The following is a 26,371-nucleotide window of genomic DNA, read 5'->3' as shown; positions in this document are numbered from 1 at the left end:
ACCGGACGCACGCGAACGCTGGGGCATATGAGCAGTGTCCCCGACCGGGCGGACGTGGCGGACGAGTACAAATGGGCGCTGGCGTCCATCTACGAGACCGACGACGAGTGGGAGGCGGCCTTCGAGGACGTCCAAGCCGAGCTTGACGCGCTCAACGACTACGAGGGGCGGCTCACCGAGGACGGCGAGACGCTGCTGGCGGCCCTGGAGTTGCGCGATGCGGTCTACCGGGACGCCGAGATGGTGTCCGCGTACGCCCGCATGCGGTCGGACGAAGACACCCGCGACCAGGAGTCCCAGGCGCTGCAGGCGCGCGGCGCGAGCCTCATGACCGACGTGTCCTCGGCGACGTCCTTTTTCGACCCCGAGCTCCAGGCCTGCACCCGCGAGCAACTGCAGTCGATGATCGAGGAGACGCCCGAGCTTGCGGTGTACGAGCATTACTTCGACGACGTGTTGCGGATGAAACCGCACACGCGTTCGGCGGAGGTCGAGGGGCTCCTGAGCGAGCTCGGCGAGGTGTTCGGCGCGCCAAGCGACGCGTACAACATGCTCACCGACGCCGACCTGGAGTTCCCCACCGTCGAAGACCCCGCCGGCGATGCCGTCGAGATCTCGCAGTCGAACTTCACGAACCTCCTGAAGACCCCGGACCGGGCGTTCCGACAGACCGTCCACGAGCAGTTCTACGACACCATCAGCGGCGTCCGGAACACCATCGGGTCGACGATGAAAACCCAGATGAAACGGGACGTGAAACTCGCCGAGGCGCGCAACTACGACACCGCCCGGCAGGCCGCCCTGGACAGCGGCAACATCCCCGTCGAGGTGTACGACACGCTCGTCGACACGGTCGACGACAACCTCGGCACGCTCCAGCGCCACGCCGACCTGAAGCGGCGCGCCCTCGGCGTCGACGACCTGGAGATGTGGGACCTCTACATGCCCATCGTGGACTCCGAAGGCCCCGATATCGAGTACGCCGACGCCCGCGAGCACGTCATCGAGGCGGTCGCGCCGCTCGGCGAGGACTACCAGCAGCGTGTCGCCGACGGCCTGGATTCGAACTGGGTGGACGTCTACGAGAACCGCGGGAAGCGCTCGGGCGCGTACTCCGGGGGGACCTACGACACCCAGCCGTTCATCCTGATGAACTACCAGGACGACATCTCCTCGATGTTCACGCTCGCCCACGAACTCGGGCACAGCCTCCACAGCCAGTACACCAGCGAACACCAGCCCTACGTCTACTCGAACTACGAGATCTTCGTGGCGGAAGTCGCGTCCACGGTCAACGAGGCGCTGCTGGTCAACCACCTGCTCGACACGGTCGAGGACGACCACTTCCGGCGGCACATCCTCAACGAGTACCTCGAACGCTTCCGGTCGACGCTCTACCGCCAGACGCTGTTCGCGGACGTCGAACAGCGCCTCCACGAGCTCACCCGGGCGGGGGAGGCGCTCACGCCCGACCGCATCGACGAGGTGTACGGCGACCGCAAGCGCGCGTACTACGCGAACGCCACCATCGACGACCACATCGAACGGGAGTGGATGCGCATCCCGCATTTCTACTACAACTTCTACGTCTTCCAGTACGCCACCGGCATCTCCGCGGCGGTCGCGCTCGTCGAGGACATCCTCGACGACGACCAGCCCGACGCCGCCGCCCGCTACCGGGAGTTCCTCACCCGCGGGTCCAGCGCGTACCCGATCGAACTCCTCCAGGACGCCGGCGTCGACATGTCCACGAGCGCCCCCATCGAGCGCGCGATCGGCGTCTACGACCACTACCTCGACGAGGCCGACGACCTCGTCTAACGCCGCGCCGCCACACCCCCGTTTGGCGTCCCGCGCACGGACAGTGTAGCCTACCCAAAGGAACTTCTACGCGCGGCCCCTATGGACGGCAACGAATGTCGCGTAGCCCCTCATTGCCGGACCGGCCGACGCTCGACGTCGATCCCGAGTCGACGCCGGCGGAACGCCTCAACGCGCTCCAAGACCACTACGTGGATATCGTGGCGGTCAACGGAGAGCTGCAGGCGCAACTCGACGATGTCGAAGCCCGCCGCGAAGAACTCCGCGAGGAGGTCAACCGCCTCCAGCGCGAGAACGAGACGCTGAAAACGGCGTCGCTGTACCTGGCGACCGTCGAAGACCTGCCCGAAGACGGCAGCGCCGTGATCAAACAGCACGGCAACAACCAGGAGGTCCTCACCGAGCTGTCGCCGCGACTCGCGGACACCCTGGAGGTCGGCGACCGGGTCGCGATCAACGACTCGTTCAGCGTGCAGCGCGTGCTCGACGACGAGACCGACGCCCGCGCGCAGGCCATGGAAGTCGACGAGTCGCCGTCGGTCACGTACGCTGACATCGGCGGCCTCGACGACCAGCTCCGGGAAGTCCGGGAAGCCGTCGAGGACCCGCTGGTCAACCCCGAGAAGTTCGACGCGGTCGGCGTCGAACCCCCGAGTGGGGTGTTGTTGCACGGGCCGCCCGGCACCGGCAAGACGATGCTCGCGAAAGCCGTCGCGAACCAGACGGACGCCAGCTTCATCAAGATGGCCGGCAGCGAGCTCGTGCGGAAGTTCATCGGCGAGGGCTCCCGGCTGGTCCGGGATCTCTTCGAGCTCGCCGAACAGAAAGACCCCGCGATCATCTTCATCGACGAGATCGACGCCGTCGCCGCCAAGCGCACGGATTCGAAGACCAGCGGGGACGCCGAGGTCCAGCGCACGATGATGCAGTTGCTCTCGGAGATGGACGGCTTCGACGAGCGCGGCGACATCCGCATCATCGCCGCCACCAACCGCTTCGACATGCTGGACTCCGCGATCCTGCGGCCCGGCCGCTTCGACCGCCTCATCGAAGTCCCCAACCCGAACCCGGACGCCCGCGAGCGCATCCTGGAGATCCACGCCGGCGAGATGAACGTCGCCGACAGCGTCGACTTCTCGGATCTCGCCGCCGACACCGCGGAGTTCTCCGGTGCGCAGCTCGCCAGCCTCGCCACGGAAGCCGGGATGTTCGCCATCCGCGACGACCGCGACGAGGTCCACCGCCAGGACTTCGACGACGCCTACGAGAAACTCGTCGCCGAGGGGGACACCGAGTCCAGCGGCCCGCGGTACCCGAGCTACATTCAGTAAGTATAGGACGCCGGACGGCGTACGCCGACCGTATGCCTCGCATCCGAATCGCGTGGGGGAGCGGTGTCGCCCCGACGGAGATGGCCGCCTACGACGCCGCGCTCGCGGACGCCAACGTCCACAACTACAACCTGATTCGCGTCTCGTCGGTCATTCCTGCCGACGCAACCGTCTCCCCGGTCGACACCGCGCCCGACCTCGGGCCGGCGGGGAACACGCTCACCGTCGTGGAAGCCCGCGGCCAAACAGCGGGGCCGGGGCAGGCAAGCGCCGGGCTGGCGTGGGCACCCCGCGACGGCGCGCCCGGACTCTTCTACGAAGCCGCCGACGAGACCACCCCCGACGACGTCGCCGACCGCGTCACCACCGGCATCACGGCCGGCATGGAGGTGCGCGACTGGGACGGCGTGGAGCCGTCCGTGCGGACCGAGACGGTCACCGCCGACGCCGGCGAGCACGCCGCGGCCGTCGTCATCGCGGCCTACGGCGACAGCGACCCCGTTTTCGACCAGTAAGATCACCCGACAGTAGAAGGGTTATACGTTCCCACCACGTACCCGTGTGTCATGCATGGAAACGCGCCGTACAGCGGGCCGGCGGACGCCACTGGCGACCTCAGTGGCGAGCAACGTCGCGCGCTCCAGACGAGCATCGCGCAGATCGCGTCCCGGACCCGCGAGTTCCTGCCCGACGAGTACGTGGTCGGCTCGGAGGTCACGAACGGGTCCAGCGGCGTGCAGGTCACGGTTGCGGTTCGCCCGCCCGCCGGCAACCCGGTCAGCGCCGGTTTCACGCCAGAGTTCGAGGATCTCGCCGACGACGACCTGATCCCCACCGAGGACCGCGAGGAGGTCGCTCGCGGGCTCGCCGCCAGTGCGGCGCTGCAGGTCAAACACGCCCTCGGCGACGACGTTCCCGAAACAGCGCGATAGTTCAGCCGGTTCTCACGGGCCAAATTCGGTAGTCAACTAGAGCTTACAGCCGTATCCGCTGCCGGCCCCAGGCCGCCTACTTCCCTCAGAAGCCATGAAATAGTGAAGTGCCCCGAGTGTGAGCACAAGGCGGACCCTTTTGAGGACGACTGTTCCGACTGTGGCGCGTCTCTCGAAGGTGGGGAACCCGTCGGCTACTCCGAAGGGACCATTAAGAACGCTACTGGCGCTATCTCGAAGTTCTTTCAGATTCACCGCTCCGACGACCCTAACCCTGTCGAACAGTGGGACACCCCTGGTAATGAGGGGAAGTGGTCGCCGCACTGGGGACAGACGGGCATTCTCACTCACCAAATGTGGGGTAAATCGCCCGTATATAGGCGGAAAAGTCGCTGGTTTGACGGCTTTCGCAAAGACTGGCGACACCATTCACGTCCCACGCGAAACGTCGGACGCCACACGGGCGGACAGCGGAGTAGTGTTCTCATATTGGTAGCACGCGAAAGGTGACGTAAAAGCGTCTGAGCCGTCCACAGACGCCCGCCACGGGAATGACCTACAAATCTCCTTGAACCTCTCACACCGCTGTCCTCACCGCCCCGCCACTACTTCCCTATACCATGTACGTTAAAGATAGGTACTTAAGTAAAAGAATAGGGGTCAAACTGTTTTACCCAACGCAGTTTATTTCTGCGTATGGGAGTGTACCGACGAGGTTATCGAATTGGAATAGGTTTCCAGAACGAATCGTACTATCGACTTGCAAAATGTATAAAGAGGTTGTTGGTTGTCACGGATATTCTCCTTACAGTGATAGCAGTGGCTGTCCCCATACCTTCGATAGTTGGTGTACTATTGTTGATTCTCCTCGGTATTCTAATCACAAAACTCGAAAAGAGGAGTGTTACCGAAACTGTCGGTGTGAGTGACGAGGTTTCTGCGAAGGTAAATCAGCATGAGTCTGAACAAGATTTGATTGATAGAAATGACCGAAAATATCGTAACGACGATAATTAAAGTCGGTCCTGGCTCGCGGTTCTGATTTTACTTAAACAGGGTACTTGTGAGTACGGTTATAGTGAGGGAGAGGCGTCGGACCCGAATTTAGGGCTGGATATCAAGGGGCTGGAACCGTCGTCAGCTCTGCGCTAAACCCTATGGTTCGCAAACCTACCACTTCTATGCATAACAATAAACCGCCAGACACGGACAAGGTTGGTGAAAGCACAGTAGGGGCGGGAGAAATGAAGGTTCTCCTTGACGATGTGGTCAAACTCAAACCCTTCAGCGGGGGGTCCGAACCCTACGAAGCCCCGTTCTCTAAAGTAATGCAAAGGCTTGCTCGGGAGTGGAATAATACAGAATACATCGATTTTGACCTATACATTTTCTTTACTGACGTAGTGGGGGAGCAGTACGGGATGCATGTGGAGAGTTATTCAGATATTCCACTCAATAAGGACTTGACGTTTGAGCAATCGCTTGAGCGTGGTGAAAAACATAGCCGCATAGGCGACCCTATAACGGAGGACGATGCCGCGGCTATGATACCCCTTAATCCTGAGAATATGGACTTTGGATAACGTTCGGCGCGCTCAAATCCACCACATACCTCCGTGTGCATGGGACCCGCGTCGCGCCAATCTTGACGGGGCGGGAGAGATTCGACCGCTGTCATGCGGTTACGGACGTGGTGGGAGACGTGGCGCGTCGCCTACATATCAGTCCGTTAGAGTGGTCTGGCGCGTTCGAGGGATGAACCCACCTAATTTGTGTGCACAGTTGGGTGGGTTAAACCGCCTACTTCCCCCAGAAGGGGTCGCGTTTGCGCATGATGTCCAGATAGGATTTCAGCGCCTCGCGCTCGTCGGCGGGCAGGTCAGACGTGAGCTCTTGGTCCAGGACCTTCGCGTGCTTTTCGGGCAGGTCAACCCAGAGTTCGTCGCCCTCCTTGATGTCGCGGCCGACCGTCGGGCCGTCGATGGAGACGCTGACGCGGTTGCCCGCACGGGCTTCGTCGACGTCCTCACCCTGATCCTGGATGCCCTTGACGATGCCCGCGCGGTCGAGGTCGTTGCCCTCGATACCGCCGACCGGCGTGTTCCGCTTGAGCGTGCCCGACACCACCTCAACGCCGACGACCGCGGGGTCGTTCTGGCGGAACACGTGGTCTTTCAGGATGCGGAACCGCGCCGGGCGCACGATGTTGTCGAAGACGGCTTCTTTCTGCTCGCGCTCCTGGGCGTCGACGAACGCCTCGTAGTCCTCGACGAGCTGGTAGATCACGTCGCTGTTGAACACGCGCACGGACTCGCGTTCGGCGTTCTCCGCGGCGGCCGGCAGCACGTCGACGTTGAACCCCAGGAGCACGCGGTGTTTCTCGCTGTCGACGGTGGTCGCCATCGCCACGTCCCGCGGCGCGACATCGCCGACTTCTGCCGACATCACGGGGATCTCGGCCTCTTCGAGCGCGCTCACGAGCGCCTCCAGGCTGCCCAGCGTGTCCGCTTTCACCACGATCCCCTCCTCGCCGGTTTCGACCGCGACCTCCGCCAGCTCCGCCTCCACCTCGGTGACGACGTCCGCGACGTCACGATCGCCGACCACGCGGATCGGCGCGCCGGCCATCGCGTCGTCGAGGTCCGGCGCGGCGACTTTCAGGCCGGCGGCGGCCTGCATTCGGTCGACGTTCCCGAAGCGTTTCTCCGTCCGCATCTCCGCGAGGTCGCCGGGCTTCAACAGCGCGCGGACGTCCGTGACGATGGGCTCGGGCTGCGCGCCGACCACGACGGTGTCCCCCGACCGGATGGTGCCGTCGTAGAGGATCACGTCGACGGTCGTCCCGAAGCCCTGCTCGTCTTTGACTTCGAGGACGGTGCCCGCGCCGGGGCCGTCGATGGTGACCTCCATCTCGGATTTCATGTACCGCTGGGCCAGCCCCATCAGCACCGTCAGCAGATCCGGGACGCCCTCACCGGTCTCCGCCGAGACGGGGATGACCCCGACGTTCTTCTGGAAGTTCTGCACCCGCCAGTAGAGGTCCGAGGAGAACCCCGCGTCGGACATCTCGCCGATGAGTTCGTACAGCGCGTCGTCGAGGTCCGAGCGCACGCGGTCGCTTTGGTCGTCGTAAGTGCCCTGCACGGGCGCGTCCGGGTTCGGGTTCCACCCCGGCGTCGTGTCGATCTTGTTCGCGGCGACGACGAACGGCGTCCCCGTGTCCTTCAGGATGCGGATCGCTTCCTCCGTCTGTGGCTGGAAGCCGTCGTTGACGTCCACCACGAGGATGGCGATGTCCGCGAGCGCGCCGCCCCGCGAGCGCAGCGTCGAGAAGGAGTGGTGGCCGGGCGTGTCGATGAACAACAGCCCCGGCAGGTCGAACTCGGTGGGGTCGACGAGGCTGCCGGCGACCTCCGAGACGGTGTCCAGCGGGACCGCTGTCGCGCCGATGTGTTGGGTGATCGCGCCGGCTTCGCCTTCGATGACGGCCGAGCCGCGGATCTTATCCAGCAGGCTAGTCTTGCCGTGGTCGACGTGGCCGAGCACGGCCACGATCGGCGTTCGCAAGTCCCCGGGGTCGTCGGTGGTGTCTGCGTCGGGCATAGTAGAATCCTCCGAGAGAACGGTCGTTACCCCAATGGAGCGCGCGGTAGCCTATAATTCCATCGTCACGGCGGCGACGGCGACGCCGATGGGCCGACCGCGTTCGGCCGGCGTCGCGTGTGGCGCTGTCGACTCGCTGTGTGGTGGTTTCGCTGTCGCACGCCCGTCGGACATCCCCCCGGGGTTTATGTGAATCCCGACAGTGAAACCGGGTATGGCCGACATCCTCGCCGAAAACCTCTCCGGGAAGGCCGTGATGGGGTCGGACGGCACGGAGCTTGGCATGCTGTACAACATCACGATGGACCTCAAATCCGGCACGCTGGAGCACCTGCTCGTCGAGCAGACCGAGGAGTCCGTCGCCGCTGACTTCCCGATCGGCGACGACGGCCGGTACCGCGTTCCGGTGAGTCGCGTGCAAGCAGTCAAAGACTACATCGTCGTTCGCCGATAGTGCACGTCCTCGACGCCACCGCGTTCATCGACGAGTACGACGCCCCGGACCCGACCGCCTCGGTCCCCGAGGTCCGCGACGAGCTCACCGACGCCGCGGCGTTCCGGTTCGACGCGGCCGCGGGCAGCGGCATGCGGGTGCACGTCCCCGCACAGGACGCCCGCGAGGCCGTGCGCCAGGCCGCGGCCACGACCGGCGACGCCGACGTGCTCTCCGAGACCGACCGCCGGCTGTTGGCGACCGCCCACGAACTCGACGGGACGCTGGTCAGCGACGACTACGCGATGCAGAACGTCGCCGCCGAGCTCGCCGTCACGGTCGAGTCGATCTCCCAGGACGGCATCACCGAGCGCCGCGACTGGCGACTCCAATGCCAGGGGTGTGGCCGCGAGTTCGACGACACCGACCACGACCGCTGTCCCGTCTGTGGCAGCCCCCTCGAACGCAAGAACCCGTCGTAGGCTACGTGAACTGCCAGTACGCGAGCCCGAACTGGACCGCGTCGTAGACGCCGTGGATGACGATCGGTGCCAGCAGGTTGTCGGTGCGCTCGTAGGCGACGCCGAGCACCAGGCTGACGACGAACACGCGCGCGAGCGCGACCATCACGGCACCCGGGGCGGCTGTCCCGGCGTACGCCAGCAGGTGGCTGGCCGCGAACACGAACGACGCGACGACCACGGCGCTGCGCCGCGAATACGCGTCGTAGAGGTATTTCTGCACGGCGTTGCGCGCGAGCAGCTCCTCGCCCGGCGCGACGAACACCAGGGAGACAACCGCCAACGGCACTAGCATCGCGGGGGTCTTCCGGGCAGCTTCGATGAGGCCGTGTTGGGTCTGTGGCAGCGAGAGCGCCGTCACGACCACGTTCAACCCCAGATGCAACGCGAAGATCGCGCCCACACCGCCAGCCGCAACGCCCACGTCACGCCGGGTGACGGTGGGGGTGTCGATCCCGGCAACGTCCGACGCCCGCACGAACACGACGCCCATGATCCCCAACCCAACGCTTGACACCGCAGCCCGCACCGGGTACGCGACCGTCGGCGCGTCCGGCGCGATGCCCGCGGCGATGGCTGCAAGCAGGCTGCTCGCGACGAGCGCGCCGGCGGACACGACCACAGCAACGCCGACCGCCCGCTCCCGGGCGCGCACGCCGTCGGCATCCACGCCGGCGACCGCGGCGAGCCCGGCCCCGATCACGCTGATCCCCGCGAACAGCGCCACCGCCGGCCCGGCGGTGACCGGCCCGGTCATGGACAGCAGCGCCGCCGCCGCCGTCAGCGAGAGCGCGCCGCCCGCCCCGGTGCCCACGCCGGACAACCACGCGGGGCCGGTGCCGTGGCGACGCCCCGCGAACGCCAGCGTGGCGACGGCGGCGCACGCGGTGGCGGCGTGTGCCACCGTGTCCGCGGCGGGCGCCCAGTCGAGCAGCGTCGCCGCCAGCCCGACGCCCGCGACGACGAACCCGACAGTCGACGCGTACCGGTCGGATACAGGAGGTGTTGGCATGGCTGCGCTCACTCCACGATGTGGGTCTCCGTCTCCGGAAGCGGGTCTTCGCCGCGGAGCAGGTCGCGGGCGGCGTTCTTCCCCCACTCGACGGCGGGCTGGGTGAACGTCTCGACGCCGTAGAGCTCGCCCGCGAGCACGCAGGCGGCTTCGAAGTCGAACAGCAGCCGCCCCACCGACCGCGCGTCGACGGCCGGCACCTCCACGCGCACAGTGGGGACACCGGACGCCGCGAGGCTGGCCGCCGTCGCCTCGAACTCGGCGTCGAGTAGCGCCCCGAGATCGCCGCCGGTGAGATAGTCGATGTCAGCCAGTTCCGCCTCCGGAATCGCACAGTCGGGCCGCGACGCGGGCCGAAGCATGGTCACGAGTTTGTCCCGCGGGCCGGCGCGGTAGAGCTGGAGTTGGCTGTGCTGGTCGGTCGCGCCCAGCGCCCGCGCCGGCGTCTGCCCGACGCCGTCTTTCCCGAGGCTCTCCGCCCAGAGCTGTGCGAACCACTCGGCGAACGTCTCCAGGCGCTCGGCGTACGGCAGCATCGCGTTCACGCCCGCCCCGCGCTGATCGAGGGCGTACGCGGTCGCGCCGTACGCGTACGCGGGGCAGTCCTCCAGGGAGCCGGCAAGCGCCGCCCGCCCGTCGGCCGCGCCCGCCACCAGCTCGCCGACGTCGACGCCGGCGATCGCGGCGGCCGGCAGCGCGATCGTCGACAGCGCGGCGAACCGGCCGGGAACGCCCCTCGGGGCGTCAAGCACGGGCAGGTCGTGGGTGTCCGCGAGCGCCCGCAGCGGCCCGTCGTCGCCCGTCGTGACGAGCGTGCGCGCCGTCCAGTCCACGCCCGCGTCGTCCATGGCGTCCCGCACAACCAGGAAGTTCGCGAGCGTCTCGGCGGTCGTCCCCGACCGCGACACCACGTGCACGGCGGTCGTCGAGAGATCGATCCGGTCCAGCAACCGGGTGACGTGCGCGGGGTCGACGTTGTCCAGCGCGTGGTAGTCCAGGTCGTCGTCGCCCAGCGCGTCCACGAGCGTCGCCGCGCCGAGCGCGCTCCCGCCGATCCCGACGGTCACCAGCGTGTCGGCGTCCGCCACCGCGTCGGCGGCCGCCGTGATCGCGTCCACGTCAACCGTCCGCGGGAGGTTCAGGGCCGCGTACCCGAACTCGTCGCCGTCCATCCCGGCGGTGATCCGATCGTGTGCGCGGGCGACGCGGCCGTCGAGTCGGTCCAGCGCGTCCGGCGGCACGCCCGGCGTGGCGGTCGCGTCGAGTGCAGCGCCGATGTCGATTCGCATACACGGAGGGGGGTCTGCCGGCCACTTCAGGGTGGCTAGTTCCGCGAGCCCCGGGTCGGCGCGGAGTCGCCGGGCTTTTGCTCGCCGCGCCCGCAGGCCACACAAATGGGCCGGTTCGATAGCTACTCCGGGCTGCTGTCGGCGTTCCCGTACGCGTTCCGCGAATCGGACTCCCGGCTGTTCAAAAGCTACGCCGTCGTCAGCGCCGTGCTCGGTGGCCTGTTCGCGTTCCTGATGGCGGGCGCACTCGTCGTGCTCATCTCCAACACTGCCGGCGGGAGCGGCGGCTCGCTGACGCTGTCCCGCACGTTCTACGTCGTGCTCGGGCTGTTCGTGTTCCTGCCGTTGGTCTCTCCCGTGTTGTTCGTCGCACGCCGCCACCGGCGCGCACTGTCCGTGAGCCCCGCCTACGACGCCGGCGTTTCGAGCGCCGGCTATCTGTTCGTGGTGTCAGTGTACCTCGGCGTGGTGGCGTCCATGCCGGCGACCTACCGGGTCGCCGGTGAGATCGCGTCCCGACCGCCACCCAGCGGCGTCGCTGCACCCCTGATCGCCGTGCTGTACGGCATCCCGCCGCAGTTCTCGCCGGTGGTGCCGCTGGCCGGCGCGGTGCTCGTGTACGCCACGCATCGCTGGCTGCGCGCGTGAACCGCCGAACAGTAACAGTGAACCGGGGAGCCGGCCTACGGGCGGGCATGACCGACGCCCGATCCAAGACCGCGACGTTCTTCGTCAGTGACGCCAGCGAGGACTCCGCGATCCTCACCGACGTCTCGGACGCACAGGTGCACACCCTCTCGGAGAACCCCGGGCTCTCGGCCGGCGACGTACTGGACGCAACCATCACGCCGGACCCACCGATGCACGTCACGTACAGCGTCGCGTCCGTCGCCGAACACACCCAGATCCCGGTGACCGTCAGCGACGAAACCCCCACCCCGAACGCTCGCGATCTGGCCGCCGACCTCCCCCGCGGCGAGCTCGCGACCGCCGAGCGCGCCGGCGTCGGCGAAATCCACGTGCTCTCGGTCGGCGCGGACAACGTCTCAGACGCCGTCGATGACGTTGTTGCGGACGACCAGACCGTCTCGCGGGCCGCCCGCATCGGCATCAATCGCGTGGAGGTGCGGGCGGGCGAGGACTTCATCAGCGTCCGATATCTGCCGTAGCCCCGGGCCTGCCCTCCCGTCGCGCCCCCACCGGCGCGGTCACGTCGTGTGAGTGCGTCCCGCTGTACCAGCTCTCGAACCCACGGCGTCCGGATAAGAAGGCTTAACCAGCGTCGCATCCCACCGCCAGGCATGTCATGGTTCGAGGTCCCGGACGTTGACCTCAGCCAGTACTCAATGCGGCAACTCGTTGCGCCGCCGCTTGCCGTGTTGGTCGTCGCCCTCGCGGTCATCGGTGGGTGGATGGCCGCCACGGGCGCGCCGGTGTCGCCCGGCATTGAGTTCACTGGCGGGTCGGAAGTGGTCGCACAATCAAGCGCGCCGTCCGCACAGGTCAAAGCCGCCTTCGATGCCGAGCCGACGTCGTTCCGCTCGGTCGGCACCGACGGCAACCGGTACCTCGCGACCTTCCAGAGTGAGAACGCCCCCGGCATCAGTGGGGACACCGCTGACATCGAAATCGTGCAGTCCCAGGAAGTCTCACCCTCGTTTGGCTCCTCGACCCAGGGACTGGCACTGCTGGGTGTCGCGGCCGCATTCCTCGGCATGAGCGTGCTCGTGTTCGCGCTGTTCCGGACGTTCGTCCCCAGCATCGCGGTCGTCGTCTCAGCGTTCAGCGACATCGTCGTGCCCGTGGCGCTGATGAACGTCTTCGGCATCAAGCTCTCGCTTGGAACGGTCGCTGCGTTGCTGATGTTGATCGGGTACTCCGTCGACTCCGACATCCTCCTGAACAACCACGTCCTCCGTCGGTCGGGCGGGTTCTGGGAGAGCGTCGACCGCGCGATGAACACCGGTGTCACGATGACACTCACCTCCATCGCCGCGATGGTCGTGATGACGATCGTCTCCTACATCTTCGGCATCCCACTGATGTCCTCGATCGGCCTCGTGTTGGTGATGGGGCTGGTCACTGATCTCATGAACACATACATGTTGAACGTCACGTTGCTTCGCTGGTACAAGTTCGAGGGGGTGGCGAAATGAGCTGGTTCCGCGAGAACTGGCGGATCGCAGCCCTCGTCGTCCTGGTCGTCGCCAGCTCCGTCGCGTTGTTCGCGCCCGGCATCGGCGCGAGCGCCAACACCAGCGGCCAGCAGGCCGCAACCGGTGACCCGACGAACCTCAACTACGGCCTCGAACTCTCCGGTGGGGTCCGCCTCCGCACGACTGTTACCGGTGTCACCGCTGACGGCGTGTCGGTCACTCCGGACAACGAAGGCGAGATCGCCACCCGCATCAGCACCGCCCTCGACGTCGAGCGTGGCAACGTCCGCGCCCGCCCGGCCACCGGCAGCGTCGAAGTCTACCAGAACGTCTCCACCAGCAGCCTGCGCACCACGCTTGAGGACGCTGGCTACTCGCCGGACTCGGTTCGCCGCGGCGTCACGCAGGCCACACGGGACAACATCGTCTCCATCATCGGCTCGAAGATCGACGCCACCGGGCTCGGCGGCGCGGAAGTCAAAGACATCGAAACCAGCGCCGGCGCTCAGGCCCACTACATCGTCGTGGAAGTGCCCGGCCAGAACGCCTCCCAGGTGCAGTCGCTCATCCAGGGACGCGGCCAGGTCACCCTCGACGCGTATTATCCGGGATCCAACGGGACGAACATCAACGCCACCGTTCTGCGCGGCGACGAGCTCGTCGAAGTCGACCAACCCAAACGCGACCAGAACGGCCGGCCGTTCGTCCCGGTACAGCTCTCGGCGGAGGCCGCCCAGCGGTTCACCGGCGACATGACCCAGTACGGGTTCACCTCCCAGGCGGGCATCAGCAACTGTCGGTTCCCCAACGGCGGATACTGTCTGCTGACCAAACTCGACGGTGAGGAAGTGTACAACGCCAGCATGGGGCCGGGGCTGGCGCGGACCCTCAGCTCCGGGAAGTTCGTCAACAGCCCGTCGTTCCGGATCACGGCCGACTCCATGACGGCAGCCCGCAACCTGCAGGTGAACCTGCAGGCCGGCGCGCTGCCCGCCGAGATCACCGTCCAGAACTCCTACTACGTCGCGCCGAGCTTCGCACAGAAGTACAAACCGCTCTCGCTGGTGACCGGGCTCGCGGCCGCGATCGCGGTCGCGATCATGGTGTTGCTCCGGTACGGCGAGCCGAAGATCGCGATCCCGATGGTGTTCACGGCGCTCGCGGAGGTCGTCATCCTGCTTGGGTTCGCTTCCGTCTCCGGGCTGGCGCTTGACCTCTCACACCTCGCCGGGTTCATCGCGGTGATCGGAACCGGGGTGGACGACCTCGTCATCATCGCCGACGAGGTGATGACAGAGCAGGTGTCGTCGTCGCGCATCTTCCAGAGCCGCTTCCGGAAGGCGCTGTGGGTGATCGGTGCCGCCGCCGCCACCACCATCCTCGCGATGAGCCCGCTTGCGGTGCTGAGTCTCGGCGACCTCCGCGGGTTCGCGCTGGTCACCATCCTGGGCGTGCTCATCGGGGTGCTCGTCACGCGGCCGGCCTACGGTGACGTGCTCCGGCGGCTGCTGACGACAGACACCTGAGCGGGCCTCAGAAGTCCGTGAGCTTCGCCTCGGTCGCGCCCTTCGCGTCCAGGCCGAACTCGGCGAGCGCCACGAACTCCAGGCCGTTGTCCCGGAGCGCCCGGGTCACCCGCTCGGACGCCGACGGCGCGACCAGCATCCCGCGCACGTCATCGTTCGTCTCCGCGTAGCGGTCGACGTAGCGCTTGAGCTGGTCGAAGTGATTCAGCGTCGCCTGGATGCGTTTGACCTCGATCACGACCGGCGTGCCGCCCCCGTCAACGGCGTAGAAATCGATGAACCCGTATTTGGTTTCGCGCTCGTGCTCGACGATGCGCAGCCCCGTTTCGAGGGCGTCGGGGTTGGCCTCGATGTACTCGTGCATCTCCGCCTCGGTTCCGGACTCCTCGTAGGTCGCGCCGTCCTCGGCGTCGAACCGCGTGACACCGTAGACCTCATGCAGCCTGGTTTCGACGCGCTCGGTGGGGTTACTGCGGCGCGCCAGCAACACCGCGTCGCCCTGGCTGGTGCGCGCCTCGACGGTGCCGCCGCCGGGCATCCAGTTGACGGGCTTGTGGCCCGTGGGCTGATGCACGAGAAACGTGCCGTCGGGTTTCGCGACGAGCAGCCGATCACCGTCGCCGAGATAGCCACTCGTCCGCCCGTTGTATTCGACCTCGCAGCGGGCTTGCACGCTCAGCACTGCGCCGTTCCGGAACGCCGCGTTGGCCGCGTCGACGAACGCCGCCGGTGTCGGCGCGGACACTCTCTCGACTGTCATTCTATGGGTGTGCAGGCCACCGCGATGGTTAAACGCCCGACTTCCCGGTGGTTCCTGTCGGCGCTCCGTCGTGTGTGAACCGCGCCGGTGCGAAGCTGGGTTTAAGTCTCTGGGACAGAATTCAGGCGGTATGTCGGAGTTCGGCGTCCTCTCCGTTGTCCCGCCGTTACTTGCAATCGCGCTGGCGATCATCACGCGGAAAGCCATTCTCTCGCTGTTCCTCGGCGTGTGGTCGGGGGGGATCATCTACACAGGCGGCCTCGGCATCCAGCAGACGTTCAGCTGGGTCGTCCGGTCGATCTCCCAAGTCGAACCCAACGCCGAGGGGTCGGTGTTCCACGCCCAGATCATCGTGTTCACGCTGTTGCTTGGCTCATCGGTCGCGATGATCTGGCGCCTCGGCGGCTCGCACGCCGTCCGCGACTGGGCGCTCACGCACATCGACAGCAAGCGCTCGGCGGGCGTCGTCGCGTGGCTGCTGGGCGTGCTGTTGTTCTTCGACGACTACGCCAACACCGCCATCGTCGGCTCCACGATGAAAGACGTCTCCGACCACCTCGGCCTCTCCCGCGAGAAGCTGTCGTACGTCGTCGACTCCACTGCCGCGCCCGTGGCGACACTCGGCATCTCCTCGTGGGTCGCGTTCCAACTCTCCATGATCGAGAAGGGCTACGAGACCGCCGGCGTGTCCGCCGCCAACCGCCCACAGAACTTCGAGATCTTCCTGCAGGCCATCCCGTTCAACATGTACTCGATTCTCGCCGTGGTGATGGTGGCGATCATCGTGCTTTCGCGCCGCGACTACGGGGCAATGTTGACCGCCGAACACCGCGCGACGACAACCGGCGCGGTCACCAGCGAGGACGCGACCCCGATGCAGGACGTCAAGGGCGAACTCGGGGAGCCCAGCGCGGAAAACCCCTCGCTGGTCTCCTTTTTCGTCCCGGTCGCCGTCCTCATCGCTGTCACCATCGCCACCGCACTGTACACCGGCTACGGACCCGACACGACCCTCTACGACATGGTTGTGGGCGCGGACTACGCAGTGGCGCTCATCGTCGGCTCGTTCGCGATGGTCGTCTCGACGTACGTCCTCGGCCTGACGTACGGGATCCTCTCACTGGGTGAGAGCGTCGACACGACCGTCGACGGCTTCGGCATCATGCTCACGGCCGTGACGATCCTCGTGTTGGCGTGGTCGATCGGCAACGTCGTCGACGCGCTCGGCACTGCAAGGTACGTCAGCGGCATCGCAAAGCTGTTCCTCACGCCGGCGCTGCTGCCGGTTGTCGTGATGTTCACCGCCGCGTTCGTCGCGTTCTCTACGGGCAGCTCGTGGGGGACGATGAGCATCGTCACCCCCATCGCCGTGCCGGTCGCGTGGAACCTCGCCGGCACCCACACCATGGTGTCCGCGGTCGTCGGTGTGGTGTTCTCGGGCGCCATCTTCGGCGACCACGCCTCCCCGATCTCCGACACAACCGTGCTGTCGGCGACGTTCACCGGCGCGGACCTCATCGACCACGTGCGCACGCAGCTGTACTACGCCGGCACGGTCATCGCCGTCACCGCGGTGCTGCTCGCCGTCTGGGGGGTCACCCGCATCACGCCGTGGGTGTTGCTGCCCGTCGGCGCGCTCGCGCTCGTTGTCCTCGTCTACGCCCTCTCGGAGCTCGACGCCAGACGCCGCGACATCAGCCCCGTCCAGTCGGGCACCCCCAGCGCAGACCCCGACGACTAAAACTCGTCCAGCGCGGACTGCTCGGCCGCCCCGAGCGCGTCGCGGCTGGTCTGCCAGCTCGCGCGCGCGCACTCCGGGAGTTCGCCGTGCTCGCGGACGTACGCCGCCAGGAACTCCCGCGTCGTCGAGTCGCTGGGGTATCCGGACCCGATGTCCGCGTCGAACGCCGCGGCGAGCGCGTCGACGTGGGCGTCCCGCGCGACTTTCGCGACGATGCTCGCCGCCGCCACCAGATCGTACTCGTCGTCGGCCCCGTGTTCGGCGGTCACCGCCACGTCGGCCGCGACCCGGTTGGCCACCCGGCGGCCGAACCGCTGTTCGTTCACGTCGCCGGCGTCAACGTACCCCGCCATGCCGTCGGCCACCACCCGCCCGAGTGCGTCCGCCTGGGCCGCCACGGTGAGCGTGTTCATGTCCGTCTCCGGGTCGTCGATGCGGTCGACGGGCACCTCCGCGACACCCACTCGCATCGACGCCCGAACGCGGTCGTCGAGCTCCGCCCGGCGGTCGGCGCTGAGGCGCTTCGAATCCGCGACCCCGTCCGGAACGGCGGCCGGGTCGCCGGCCACCGCCGCCGCGAACATCGACCCGAGGACCGGCCCTTTCCCCGCCTCGTCGACGCCGAACCGCGCCATCTCAGGGGAGATGCTCGGTGTCCTCGAAGGCCTCGGTCTCGCCCGCTACAGCGACCACGTCAAGCGCCGTCACCACGGCCCCGACGCCGAGCAGGCCCGCGAGGCTCGGATTCGTCCGGCCGTCGTCGCTGGACACGAGCTCCTTGATGTAGAGCCCGCCCTCACCCTCGATTTCGACGGTGGCGTGCGTGTCGTCCTCGCGGTCGGCCGTGATGTCGTAGACGTCGCGCTCGCGGACGAGATGCGCGCGCCGGTGGTCGACGCGGTTCGGCGTCTCCTGCTCGATGGTCGCGCCGTCGAGTTCGTCGATCGCGTCCCGGAGGTCGTCGTCGCCCACCGGCGCGTCGAACTCCACGTCAGCCCGGTAGCGCTTGCGGGCGTCGAGTTCCTTCACGCGCTCGACCATCTCGTAGCCCGCGACCGCGACGCCCTCGACCTCGGCTTTGCCGTCCGCGAAGTCGTTGATCGCGTCCGCCAGCGCGTCGGCGTCCGGGTGGCGGTCCTGTGGCTCCGCGACCTCGATGACGAACGGCCGCCCCGTCCCCAGCATCAACGCGTCGATGTCCTCCCGGCCCGCGCCGTGGAACGACGCCTCCGTGCCGCCCATCGCGTCGACGACCGGCGGCGCGGTGAGCTGCTCGACGCTCTCCGGGTAGAGAAAGCCCGTGCCGTCGCAGTGCGGGCACGGCGAATCCACGAGCGTCCCGCTGCCGTTGCAGTCCGAACACGGCCACTTCGTCTGGGGGATCCCGCGTTCGAGTTTGCGGTACCGGCCGTAGACGAACGCCGAGTTCACCGTCACGTCGACGGTTTCGGCTTCGACGTCGATCACGGCGAGCACGTCCGGCCGCCCGAAGTCCACCTCAGTGCCCGTGCGATCGCCGACGCGCTTCCCGACCTCGCGGTTGCACTCGGATTTGAACGGCTCGCCGGCGTCCTCAGCCAGCCCGGCGAGGTCCCGCAGCATCGCCTCGTTCTCCTCGACCAGCGGCGGCGCCTGCGTCCCCACCTGGTAGGTGTCAAACGACGCGTCCGCGACGGCGTCGACCACGAGGTCCGCGAACTCGTCGAACCGCCCGGACGCCCCTTCGCACACCCAGCACGGCTCCCCGGGCTCCTCGTAGGGCTCGTCGTCGGCAAGCGCCACGGCGGTCCGCAGCGCCCGCCCGCGCTCGGCGTTCGACAGCCCGAAACTCCGTTCCGCGAAACACCGCCCCAGGCAGGCGTCACACACCGGGGTTTCCGCCAGCACCGCGCGTGCATCCTCCAGGATGGTCATGGGCGTTTCGTAGGCGGCCGGTGGTACGTACTCTTCGGTCCGCGGCCACACGACCCCCGCGGCCGGCGGGAGGCGACCGCTCCCGGCGGCGCGCCGCCGGCCACACGCGCCGGACCGCGCTCGGGCGAACCCTGCGCTGTAATGAGTAGACTCAAGAGAACCCTCCCGGAACTACCCTCGGATGCGACGCGGGACAGCCGGGCTCGTCGGCGTCGTTCTCGCGCTGAACGCGACCCTGGTCGTCGGGGCGCTGTTCTCGGAGCGCGCACTCACGATCGCGGTGGTGTTCGCGCTCGACGCGGTCGCCGGCATCGCCCGCCTCCTCTACGAACGGCTCGCGGCCGAACGGGCGTCGACAGCGCCGCCCGCGATGACGCCGCTCCGGTTCCTCGAACCGCTGTACGAGATGGTGGCGGACAAACGCGGGAGCGTCCGGGTCGCGGCCCGGTTTCCGTCGGTGTCACCGCGGAACCTCCCGTACGTCGTCGACCAGTGGGTCGTCTGCTTCGCCGTGTTCCCCGTGGTCGTGCTCGCGTGGACCGCGCTGGAGCCGTTCGAGGGCGGGCTCGGGCCGACACTGCTTCCGGCCGTCCTCCTCGTCGCGGCGAAACACGGCCGCATCGTGCAGACGTGGGCTGCGGCCGGCCGGTACGCGACCGCATCGCCGCGAACTGTTCGGCCGAGCCGCGACATCGTCTACAGCACTGTCGTCGCCTGCGTCGCCGTCTGGTCGCTCTCCAGGACGCCCCCGGACCCCGCGCAGGTGACCGCGGCCACGGCGCTGTTCTGCCTCCCGAAGTTCGCCTTCGAGTGCCGCGAGTGCGGGGTCGGCCCGTGGCCGTTGACCTTCGACCCCGCGGGCGGCGCGACACTCGACCCGCTCTCGGTCCCGGACGGACCGCCGCGCGCGACCGTCCAGAACGACCGCGGCGTCGTCCGCGCGTGGGCGGTCCACGACGGCCTCTCGTACGCCGTCCTCTTCGCCACCTCGTTGACCGGATTCCTCGGGACTGTCGCGGTTCTCGGCTCCGGGTCGCTGCGCGTCACGCTGTGGGCGGTCGCGATAGCGCTCCTCGCGGCGCCGCCGGTCGCCGTCCTCACCGTGGTCGCCGTGGTCTGGCTGGGGCACGCCAACGAGGAGTACCGGGTCTACGACGACGCGCTGGTCGCCTACGACTCGCTGCTCGACGAGCCGCAATGGGTCGTCCCGGTCGAGGACATCAGTTCGGTCTCGGTCGGCGACGACCCGCTCGGCTGGACGATCCTGGGCCTCGTCCACGTGCTCCCGTTCGAGACGTATCCCGTCGTCGTCGAACGCGAGAGCGGCGACGACGTCCGCCTCAGCGCGCTCGCCGACCCGGCGGCGCTCGCCAGTGCCGTCCGAGCCAGTCCGCGCTCCCGCTAGCCGTCACGGGGCGTCCGCGTGGCCGCTCGCTCGCGGGCACCCGGGCGCGAACAACCGGCGCGTCGAGAGCAGCCCGTCCCGCCTCATCTCGTCGGCGCAGTCGGCCGGCGGACACATCGGGCTCACCGAGGACTGCACGCGCCGAGGCGGTCGGAGTGGTTCGCCGCTCAGCCCCGAACCCGATGCACGTAAGCCACCCACGCCCGACTACCCACGCATGAGACAGTTCGTCGTCCTCGGGCACGACGCCCCGACGACCCCCGACTTCCCGCTCGACGACCTGCCGGGCGCTGCCGGCCGGCTCGACGTCCTCTGTCGGTGCGTGAGTGCGGCGCTGTTCGTCTCGCATGGCATCCGCGACGACGTCGAGGTGTTCCTCGTCCTCGGCGACGAGGTGACGGTCCGCATCGACGCCGGCGCGGTCCAGTACATGCATCCCGACGAGCGCAACGTCGCCGGACTGCTGAAGCAAGCCCTCGACGCGAAAACCGAGGCCATCGGCCACCAGGAGGCGTCGTCGTCGCCGGGCATCCACGTCTCGAAGCGTGGCTTCGAGGCCGTGCTGGACGCCGTCTCGGGGCCCGTCGTGGCGCTACACGAGGACGGCGACGCGCTCGCCGCCGTCGACCCCCTTGCGGATCCCGTGTTCGTGCTGTCGGATCACCGCGATTTCACCGCCGCCGAGGCCAGCCTGCTCGCGGACGCCAGCGACCACCGCGTGCGCGTCGGCCCGACGGTGTTGCACGCCGACCACGCCATCACGGTCGCGCACAACCACCTCGACACCGCCGGGTTCGACGCGTACTGACGGCGACGGCCACGGCAGCCGGCGGGTCACGCCTGCTCCCCGATCCGGAACCGTTAAATCCACAACGGCCATTCTCTCACGTGCGGGCCGGTGGGGTAGCTTGGTATCCTTCGGCCTTCGGGTGGCCGTAACCGCGATTCGAATTCGCGCCGGCCCATTTCTGCCCGCACTCGTTTTCGATTGACTAAACGGCGTTCATAAACCGTCTTAGAAGCCCGGCTCTTCACTTCAATCGTGCCCCTACGCCGTCGTGGACTTCTACGAATACGTAGGGGTCGTAGACGTTTCAGTTCCCCTGTTTCGGAATAGATTCTGTACCATTGAGTATTCAGCGCCCTGTCTTCAGATGATACGGCTAATGGTCGCCACCAGCAAGCCGAGCGAGCGTCGTGAGTGGCGCGTGAGTGCGGTCGAAGCCCTACCGAGTAGATTGGCGATATTTTTGACGTTCGCTCTGCGGCTGTAAGCGCTGGTCTAACCGACGGGACGGCAACACTAGCTAACACCGCGAATGAGAGTCAGCCCGAGGTAGCACAAGCGCCGCTGTGGGTCAGACACGTTGACTAACGTTATACTGACGAGCCTTCAACCACTACTGAGAGAGAAACATTGTCTCCGCCAAGCCGACCGCGAGAATATTGAGTCAGTCACCCTTTGAACCCCAAAATGGTAAAATCGGTTTGGCACTCTCTGCGGATATTCCCCGCTCGAAACCCACCTGCCGAACAGGGGGAAACCGATTTGTCACGACCGACGCCGATGGCCAGCAACGTTCGTCAGTACAACCTCTGTGGGGGTGCCATCACGGCAGGGGGACAGGTCGTCTCACCCGTTCGCCAGTGACGAGAGTTGTGTGGCTGAACCTCTGAGATCACTTGACGACGCCGTGAGACATGGGGACGCTTGTAGCTTTGAGTGAGGTGGGGACACCAAGGCGCGAGCATTAGGGATACCGGGGCAGAGAAAAAAATATTACCTGTCAGCCACACATCTGCTGTTGTGCCAGTCAGAAATACTGCATGCCCTCATTGTGGCCATGAAACTTTAGTAAATGTGCCTGATGAAAAGACGAAAATCAAACGTGTTGCACAGAATGATAGCTGGTCGGGTAAAGACACTCACGTAGCCTGTCAAAACTGTGACAAAAAATTCAGTGCCAAATATACAAAATAAATTGGTTTTGAACGGTTTAACCACCGTTCGGTTATTGATCTCTCCAGCCCTATGACCACCTCTCGGTCCCTCTCTAAATGTCCGATTATCGGGCCGAAATAGCATGTAGAAGTGGTACCATGTTCTTATAATTTAAGTAGGGTAGCCCAAGACGCTACCTGCTACAAATCACCGATAAGACGAGCTTGCGCGACGGCCAAGTTCGCCTCTTCCTCGGTGAGTTTCTGACCACGCCCGTCTTCGAGTTCGGCGAGCAGGTCGGCCTCGTTTTCAGGGAGCCTTCAGTCGGTCGTCGTTCTACACGCCGTCAAGACAGTCACGACGCTGTTCTACATTCACCTATTCGTCGCGTCGGTCGTAGTGGGCGTCGAGTTCTCCTTGGCTCACGTTTATCGGGTCGGACACTACCCGTTCCGGTACGTCTTCGGTTAGGTGGTGCGTTATGCTTCCCCTCCAGATTACGTGGAGTGACACAGACGATAGATACTTGCTCGCTCTCCCTCGTTCAGTAATGGCTTCGCACTCGTCTCTCTCTCTCTTTCCTATGCGGACAGTCTCTTTGAGACCGACAGGGGCGCGTCCGCCGATAGACCGTTTGTCGGAGAGTGTTGTTGGTGGGTCGTCCGTGCTTGGTGGTCAGCAATGGGTCACGCCCGTATTCGTCGGTAACATCGTGACGGTGTACATCGACGTAGTCTTCGACCACAGTACAGACAGCCGTCGTGAGAGCCACGTATCGCTCACCGTTCCCTTTGTTCTTTAACGGCGTATCAGTATCCGGCTGGTGGCGAACGGAAAGGTATTGATCGTCCGGGTGGAAGTCCGATAGGTCGAGCGAACGAATTGACCCGATACGCATACCTGTCCGCCATAGCAAGAGAACAACGGTGTGAGAGAACGAAGCATACTCGAACCGTTCGAGATAGTCGAGTAGCACCTCGGCTTCCTCCGAGTCGAGTTTCACGTCCCGCTGACCAGTTCCGTCCCCAAGCGTCGGAGAGATTATTTTCGAGTGTAGGTCACTTTCGACGGCGTCCACCGTCTCACAGAACCGAATAAACACCCGAAGGGTATCCATTTGGGATTTGAGACTGACTTTGTTCAGGTCGCCGTCTTCCTTCCGCCACAGTTTGTAGCGGTGAAGGTCGCGGCCGGTGAGATTGTTCACGTTCTCTACGTCTCCTTCGCCGTCGCACCATCGGACAAAATGGTTTAGACGGTACTCATGAGCCTGTAGGGTACTCTCGGTCACGTCGGTACTCCGCTCCCGTAGGTACAGGTCGAGCGCTTCTTTTGGCGTCGTCGGCGTGAGATTCCGGTTTGGCTTGGACATAGTTACTTCGAAGCCCATGAACGCCCGAGAGAGCGCCTGAGGGTGGCCGTAACCGCGATTCGAATTCGCGCCGGCCCACTACTCACTTACCCCGTTTCCCGCATTTTCAAACACTTAGTGGCCGCTTTGCGGGGTGTTACACAACCGCTCTGGATTGAGGCGTATTCCCGGAGCCACGAGCACGGCTACCCCGAAGGCTGCGCCTGGTTTGTGGGTGCGAGTTCGGCCACAAGGAGACACGAGAGCCTCACATCGGGATCCATAACTCCGAAAAGTGAGTGATTTTGAGCTACTGAACGGAGTGAATCGGCCGGGATCCGGCATGATCCACCCGATCACCTCGGCCTTGATTGGCTCCTTGAGAGTGCGAGTACCGAATTATGCACACGAGGTTTGCGGCTTTGCGTGCACATACCGGAATCGAGTTTGAGTGCGTGAAACCGCATGGTTGTAAATGATCCGCCGAGACTACAGAATGGCTAGTCTCGTTATTGGTTGTCCCCGACCGAGCCTAAATCTGCTTCTGGTGGCTTAGGTTGCGCGTTTTCATATATCTTGTCCATATTAACGCTAGGCGAGCCTTTACCGTCGTAATCCGTGGTTTTCCCATCGTATTCACTTACTTTTTCGTACCTGTCTGACAATTTTATTGATCGCTGTTTGGTCAATGCAGCTCCGTCCAGGGCCCTTACCTTTGTCCCAATTCCTGAACTTACCGGACAATAATTAACAGAGTCGGTAGTAGTAATGACAAATTCAGAGTGTTGCTTTACCATGACGGCTATCGATACTAGTTGAGCGCTTCGCCCCTTCAGAAGTGCAATCAGCCGAGAAGCACAACAACTGGACGTACCTCAGCCCGCACGACCTCCGGAGAACGTGGGACACACTGTCGTCCAAGCGCGAAATTGGTTCCAGACTATTCATGGAATACGACGGCTGTGAGAACTGAGATACGTTCTGCGAACACGATCTCGACTAATACTCAGTGAAAGGTCAGCACTAGACGAGAGAACGTTCGGTAGTTATGACCTGTCTCTCAGTGCTTATTCCGGGAGCAGTCTAATCCACTCCATCGTGTAGTCGTTAGCTTGGCTCTTGATGAGGACAAGCTCTCCTTCCGGGGCGATGCTCCCTGTTTTCTCGAGGTAGAGTGCCTCTGTATATTCTCGGCCAGAAAAATTGTCCGGGACCATTCCGTATAATATGTGTCTTTGTTCGTCGACCTGCGTGATGTTCCCGTCAATACGGTCCAAATCAGCGCCTGACGGAGTGTGAACGTCGAGTCGATAATCGTCTACGTCGTCTCCAGCTCGCATATCGAGTACCACCGTGTACGTATCATCGGTAGGAGTACATTCGTGCCCATTGTCCTCACCTATTGCACTGTAATTGCATCGGAGTCCAAACGGGTGATTCTGTGTATAGAACCATCCTGCCGGTGCTATGACCAGAACAGCGGCGATTGGCCCGAGGAACCCCCAATTGAAGACACCAATCAAGACAACGAGGATAGAACCTATGAGCGAGCTAAGTTGGTATATAGGATGTGCTGTGTAGGACTGAAGAAACTCCTTAACATTACGAACGAATCCAGACGGGTCAGAGAACACTCGACGAATCGCTGGAATTGGTGCAATCCATAGCGGAGTGCTTAGAACAACAACTGGAATGCTAAATGCGGCCCGGCAAAATTCCTGAATCGAGTCGAGAGACACTATCGGCCATATGAGGGATAGACAACTTCCTTCTCGAATAACTGCTTTACATACCTACGGCCATCGTCGGGTGCATCGTCGCCTATCTGCATATTCCCACGGTCATAAGTCACAGAGACCACTTCCGTACCGGGATTACCGTTGTCTGTTAACTCAAAGTAAACCTCAGCGCGCTCAATAATGTACTGCTCACGGCGAATTCCGAGATCTCGAAGGGATCTGATCTCACCACTCAAATCAATTTTCTCCAGCATCGGAAGGATCTGCTCAAACTGTTCGGGCTCGTCAAATTGATCCCTCAAACTAGGATCCAAGAGAGCATCATCTGGGTCAATATCATCATTCGAAAGGCTGTTAGCGACTCGCTTGAGATTAGTGAAGTCAAATCGTCCTTCCGACCCGGTCAATGTCAAGGAGTCGTACTGATCCGCTCTCTCGAAGAAGTTCCAGAGCGCCTCGCGTTTGACAGAGATGGACCTTTTTAGACCATTAGAGCCTTCAAACTGGTCGTCAAGATCTCGAAGAACCACGTCCGGATCAACACGCCCGTTTTCCAGTGTTAATAGGAATAATCCGGATTGGGAGCGATACTCGAATGACGCACTCTGTGCCCGATTTTCACCCTTCCAATCAGTGAAATTATAAATTAGGTCGCCGGAGTAGACATTCTGATCTTCGTATGGATAGTCTTCAATCTCCCTGTGGCCTGTAACAGTTCTCTGTTCAATATCATCAAGATCAACACTAGACTCAGACGTGCTCAGATGGGTCTGTCGCCGGAACTTGTCAAAGTTTTCGATGCGTCCAAGTCTTTTGGTCGACATCTGGTTGGAGCCGCGTGTAGCCGTGTTTGGTCCTTTGTCGGAAGGACGTGTATTTCTTACGCAGGATAACG

24 protein-coding genes and 1 tRNA gene are annotated in these 26,371 nt (G+C 64.6%); 16 read left to right on the top strand and 9 right to left on the bottom strand.

Annotated features, from left to right (window positions below; genetic code table 11):
• Positions 1 to 27: 27 nt before the first annotated feature.
• The 6 genes from pepF to JT689_RS09380 all read left to right on the top strand — a co-directional run bounded on the left by pepF (position 28) and on the right by JT689_RS09380 (position 5,667).
• Entirely contained in the window at positions 28 to 1,821 is a 1,794-nt protein-coding gene (gene pepF, locus JT689_RS09405; RefSeq protein ID WP_205251060.1) for an oligoendopeptidase F, read from the top strand.
• Between the two features lie 95 nt (positions 1,822 to 1,916).
• On the top strand, positions 1,917 to 3,152 hold the full coding sequence (locus tag JT689_RS09400) for a proteasome-activating nucleotidase (protein ID WP_010903472.1): 1,236 nt from the start codon (positions 1,917 to 1,919) through the stop codon (positions 3,150 to 3,152).
• A gap of 32 nt (positions 3,153 to 3,184) precedes the next feature.
• Positions 3,185 to 3,667 (top strand): pyruvoyl-dependent arginine decarboxylase, encoded by a 483-nt coding sequence (locus tag JT689_RS09395; RefSeq protein WP_205251059.1) that lies wholly within the window; start codon positions 3,185 to 3,187, stop codon positions 3,665 to 3,667.
• A 51-nt stretch (positions 3,668 to 3,718) separates the two neighbouring features.
• Positions 3,719 to 4,084 carry a DUF5811 family protein gene (locus JT689_RS09390; RefSeq protein WP_010903470.1) on the top strand — a complete coding sequence of 122 codons (366 nt, stop codon included), beginning with the start codon at positions 3,719 to 3,721 and terminating at the stop codon, positions 4,082 to 4,084.
• A gap of 696 nt (positions 4,085 to 4,780) precedes the next feature.
• On the top strand, positions 4,781 to 5,101 hold the full coding sequence (locus tag JT689_RS09385; RefSeq protein WP_205251058.1) for a hypothetical protein: 321 nt from the start codon (positions 4,781 to 4,783) through the stop codon (positions 5,099 to 5,101).
• A 164-nt stretch (positions 5,102 to 5,265) separates the two neighbouring features.
• The gene (locus JT689_RS09380) at positions 5,266 to 5,667 is read left to right on the top strand and encodes a hypothetical protein (protein ID WP_205251057.1); all 402 of its coding nucleotides are present in this window, start codon (positions 5,266 to 5,268) and stop codon (positions 5,665 to 5,667) included.
• 217 nt (positions 5,668 to 5,884) lie between these two features.
• Here the strand turns inward: JT689_RS09380 and infB are convergent, their stop codons facing one another.
• Positions 5,885 to 7,687, bottom strand: a complete 1,803-nt coding sequence (gene infB / locus JT689_RS09375) for a translation initiation factor IF-2 (RefSeq protein WP_010903469.1) — start codon at positions 7,685 to 7,687, stop codon at positions 5,885 to 5,887.
• Positions 7,688 to 7,901: 214 nt separating this feature from the next.
• Here infB and JT689_RS09370 point away from each other — a divergent pair, with 214 nt between their 5' ends.
• A complete protein-coding gene (locus tag JT689_RS09370; protein ID WP_010903468.1) occupies positions 7,902 to 8,141 on the top strand; it encodes a PRC-barrel domain-containing protein in 240 nt (79 codons plus the stop codon).
• Positions 8,141 to 8,602: an NOB1 family endonuclease gene (locus JT689_RS09365; protein ID WP_012289414.1), complete on the top strand. Its 462-nt coding sequence runs from the start codon at positions 8,141 to 8,143 to the stop codon at positions 8,600 to 8,602. The genes JT689_RS09370 and JT689_RS09365 overlap by 1 nt, the downstream gene beginning before the upstream one ends.
• A gap of 1 nt (position 8,603) precedes the next feature.
• On the opposite strand, the gene JT689_RS09360 is transcribed toward JT689_RS09365, so the two are convergent.
• Positions 8,604 to 9,653 (bottom strand): CPBP family intramembrane glutamic endopeptidase, encoded by a 1,050-nt coding sequence (locus JT689_RS09360; protein WP_205251056.1) that lies wholly within the window; start codon positions 9,651 to 9,653, stop codon positions 8,604 to 8,606.
• A gap of 8 nt (positions 9,654 to 9,661) precedes the next feature.
• Positions 9,662 to 10,942, bottom strand: coding sequence for a glucose-6-phosphate isomerase (locus JT689_RS09355; RefSeq protein ID WP_205251055.1), 1,281 nt, complete (start codon positions 10,940 to 10,942; stop codon positions 9,662 to 9,664).
• A gap of 105 nt (positions 10,943 to 11,047) precedes the next feature.
• Between JT689_RS09355 and JT689_RS09350 the strand changes: the two genes are divergently transcribed.
• The 4 genes from JT689_RS09350 (at position 11,048) to JT689_RS09335 (ending at position 14,624) form a co-directional block, all read left to right on the top strand.
• Positions 11,048 to 11,590: a hypothetical protein gene (locus JT689_RS09350; protein WP_205251054.1), complete on the top strand. Its 543-nt coding sequence runs from the start codon at positions 11,048 to 11,050 to the stop codon at positions 11,588 to 11,590.
• Between the two features lie 47 nt (positions 11,591 to 11,637).
• Positions 11,638 to 12,111, top strand: coding sequence for a DUF5812 family protein (locus JT689_RS09345; RefSeq protein ID WP_205251053.1), 474 nt, complete (start codon positions 11,638 to 11,640; stop codon positions 12,109 to 12,111).
• A 132-nt stretch (positions 12,112 to 12,243) separates the two neighbouring features.
• Positions 12,244 to 13,098, top strand: coding sequence for a protein translocase subunit SecF (secF, locus tag JT689_RS09340; protein WP_205251052.1), 855 nt, complete (start codon positions 12,244 to 12,246; stop codon positions 13,096 to 13,098).
• Positions 13,095 to 14,624 (top strand): preprotein translocase subunit SecD, encoded by a 1,530-nt coding sequence (locus JT689_RS09335; RefSeq protein ID WP_205251051.1) that lies wholly within the window; start codon positions 13,095 to 13,097, stop codon positions 14,622 to 14,624. The genes secF and JT689_RS09335 overlap by 4 nt, the downstream gene beginning before the upstream one ends.
• Positions 14,625 to 14,631: 7 nt before the next feature.
• Here the strand turns inward: JT689_RS09335 and nucS are convergent, their stop codons facing one another.
• Entirely contained in the window at positions 14,632 to 15,384 is a 753-nt protein-coding gene (gene nucS / locus JT689_RS09330; RefSeq protein ID WP_205251050.1) for an endonuclease NucS, read from the bottom strand.
• A gap of 130 nt (positions 15,385 to 15,514) precedes the next feature.
• Between nucS and JT689_RS09325 the strand changes: the two genes are divergently transcribed.
• Positions 15,515 to 17,125 (top strand): Na+/H+ antiporter NhaC family protein, encoded by a 1,611-nt coding sequence (locus JT689_RS09325; RefSeq protein WP_205251049.1) that lies wholly within the window; start codon positions 15,515 to 15,517, stop codon positions 17,123 to 17,125.
• On the opposite strand, the gene rnhB is transcribed toward JT689_RS09325, so the two are convergent.
• Positions 17,122 to 17,760, bottom strand: coding sequence for a ribonuclease HII (gene rnhB, locus JT689_RS09320; RefSeq protein WP_010903458.1), 639 nt, complete (start codon positions 17,758 to 17,760; stop codon positions 17,122 to 17,124). The two genes, JT689_RS09325 and rnhB, sit on opposite strands and share 4 nt — an antisense overlap.
• A 1-nt stretch (position 17,761) precedes the next feature.
• A complete protein-coding gene (locus JT689_RS09315) occupies positions 17,762 to 19,039 on the bottom strand; it encodes a tRNA pseudouridine(54/55) synthase Pus10 (RefSeq protein ID WP_205251048.1) in 1,278 nt (425 codons plus the stop codon).
• Positions 19,040 to 19,220: 181 nt separating this feature from the next.
• Between JT689_RS09315 and JT689_RS09310 the strand changes: the two genes are divergently transcribed.
• The 3 genes from JT689_RS09310 to JT689_RS09300 all read left to right on the top strand — a co-directional run bounded on the left by JT689_RS09310 (position 19,221) and on the right by JT689_RS09300 (position 21,409).
• Positions 19,221 to 20,444: a hypothetical protein gene (locus JT689_RS09310; RefSeq protein WP_205251047.1), complete on the top strand. Its 1,224-nt coding sequence runs from the start codon at positions 19,221 to 19,223 to the stop codon at positions 20,442 to 20,444.
• Positions 20,445 to 20,661: 217 nt separating this feature from the next.
• The gene (trmY, locus tag JT689_RS09305; RefSeq protein WP_010903455.1) at positions 20,662 to 21,252 is read left to right on the top strand and encodes a tRNA (pseudouridine(54)-N(1))-methyltransferase TrmY; all 591 of its coding nucleotides are present in this window, start codon (positions 20,662 to 20,664) and stop codon (positions 21,250 to 21,252) included.
• A gap of 84 nt (positions 21,253 to 21,336) precedes the next feature.
• A tRNA-Pro gene (locus tag JT689_RS09300) sits at positions 21,337 to 21,409 on the top strand.
• Positions 21,410 to 22,930: 1,521 nt separating this feature from the next.
• Here the strand turns inward: JT689_RS09300 and JT689_RS09295 are convergent.
• From JT689_RS09295 to JT689_RS09285, 3 genes are all read right to left on the bottom strand, one after another.
• Positions 22,931 to 23,776, bottom strand: coding sequence for a tyrosine-type recombinase/integrase (locus JT689_RS09295; protein WP_229373359.1), 846 nt, complete (start codon positions 23,774 to 23,776; stop codon positions 22,931 to 22,933).
• 1,028 nt (positions 23,777 to 24,804) lie between these two features.
• Entirely contained in the window at positions 24,805 to 25,371 is a 567-nt protein-coding gene (locus JT689_RS09290; protein ID WP_205251046.1) for a hypothetical protein, read from the bottom strand.
• A 104-nt stretch (positions 25,372 to 25,475) separates the two neighbouring features.
• Positions 25,476 to 26,300 carry a hypothetical protein gene (locus JT689_RS09285; RefSeq protein ID WP_205251045.1) on the bottom strand — a complete coding sequence of 275 codons (825 nt, stop codon included), beginning with the start codon at positions 26,298 to 26,300 and terminating at the stop codon, positions 25,476 to 25,478.
• Positions 26,301 to 26,371 lie beyond the last annotated feature (71 nt).

The sequence above is a fragment of the Halobacterium sp. GSL-19 genome (assembly GCF_016917855.1).
Taxonomy (GTDB): Archaea; Halobacteriota; Halobacteria; order Halobacteriales; family Halobacteriaceae; genus Halobacterium; species Halobacterium salinarum.
The sequence above is the reverse complement of the archived record's forward strand: the minus strand, read 5'-3'. Positions and strand labels throughout refer to the sequence as shown.

Coding starts and splice junctions, on each gene's coding strand:
- secF (WP_205251052.1), top strand. CDS start 12,244: ATGTCATGGTTCGAGGTCCCGGACGTTGACCTCAGCCAGTACTCAATG.
- nucS (WP_205251050.1), bottom strand. CDS start 15,384: ATGACAGTCGAGAGAGTGTCCGCGCCGACACCGGCGGCGTTCGTCGAC.
- JT689_RS09380 (WP_205251057.1), top strand. CDS start 5,266: ATGCATAACAATAAACCGCCAGACACGGACAAGGTTGGTGAAAGCACA.
- JT689_RS09390 (WP_010903470.1), top strand. CDS start 3,719: ATGCATGGAAACGCGCCGTACAGCGGGCCGGCGGACGCCACTGGCGAC.
- trmY (WP_010903455.1), top strand. CDS start 20,662: ATGAGACAGTTCGTCGTCCTCGGGCACGACGCCCCGACGACCCCCGAC.
- JT689_RS09355 (WP_205251055.1), bottom strand. CDS start 10,942: ATGCGAATCGACATCGGCGCTGCACTCGACGCGACCGCCACGCCGGGC.
- infB (WP_010903469.1), bottom strand. CDS start 7,687: ATGCCCGACGCAGACACCACCGACGACCCCGGGGACTTGCGAACGCCG.
- rnhB (WP_010903458.1), bottom strand. CDS start 17,760: ATGGCGCGGTTCGGCGTCGACGAGGCGGGGAAAGGGCCGGTCCTCGGG.
- JT689_RS09350 (WP_205251054.1), top strand. CDS start 11,048: ATGGGCCGGTTCGATAGCTACTCCGGGCTGCTGTCGGCGTTCCCGTAC.
- JT689_RS09285 (WP_205251045.1), bottom strand. CDS start 26,300: ATGTCGACCAAAAGACTTGGACGCATCGAAAACTTTGACAAGTTCCGG.
- pepF (WP_205251060.1), top strand. CDS start 28: ATGAGCAGTGTCCCCGACCGGGCGGACGTGGCGGACGAGTACAAATGG.
- JT689_RS09310 (WP_205251047.1), top strand. CDS start 19,221: ATGCGACGCGGGACAGCCGGGCTCGTCGGCGTCGTTCTCGCGCTGAAC.
- JT689_RS09315 (WP_205251048.1), bottom strand. CDS start 19,039: ATGACCATCCTGGAGGATGCACGCGCGGTGCTGGCGGAAACCCCGGTG.
- JT689_RS09325 (WP_205251049.1), top strand. CDS start 15,515: ATGTCGGAGTTCGGCGTCCTCTCCGTTGTCCCGCCGTTACTTGCAATC.
- JT689_RS09385 (WP_205251058.1), top strand. CDS start 4,781: ATGGGAGTGTACCGACGAGGTTATCGAATTGGAATAGGTTTCCAGAAC.
- JT689_RS09335 (WP_205251051.1), top strand. CDS start 13,095: ATGAGCTGGTTCCGCGAGAACTGGCGGATCGCAGCCCTCGTCGTCCTG.
- JT689_RS09395 (WP_205251059.1), top strand. CDS start 3,185: ATGCCTCGCATCCGAATCGCGTGGGGGAGCGGTGTCGCCCCGACGGAG.
- JT689_RS09360 (WP_205251056.1), bottom strand. CDS start 9,653: ATGCCAACACCTCCTGTATCCGACCGGTACGCGTCGACTGTCGGGTTC.
- JT689_RS09345 (WP_205251053.1), top strand. CDS start 11,638: ATGACCGACGCCCGATCCAAGACCGCGACGTTCTTCGTCAGTGACGCC.
- JT689_RS09295 (WP_229373359.1), bottom strand. CDS start 23,776: ATGGGCTTCGAAGTAACTATGTCCAAGCCAAACCGGAATCTCACGCCG.
- JT689_RS09370 (WP_010903468.1), top strand. CDS start 7,902: ATGGCCGACATCCTCGCCGAAAACCTCTCCGGGAAGGCCGTGATGGGG.
- JT689_RS09400 (WP_010903472.1), top strand. CDS start 1,917: ATGTCGCGTAGCCCCTCATTGCCGGACCGGCCGACGCTCGACGTCGAT.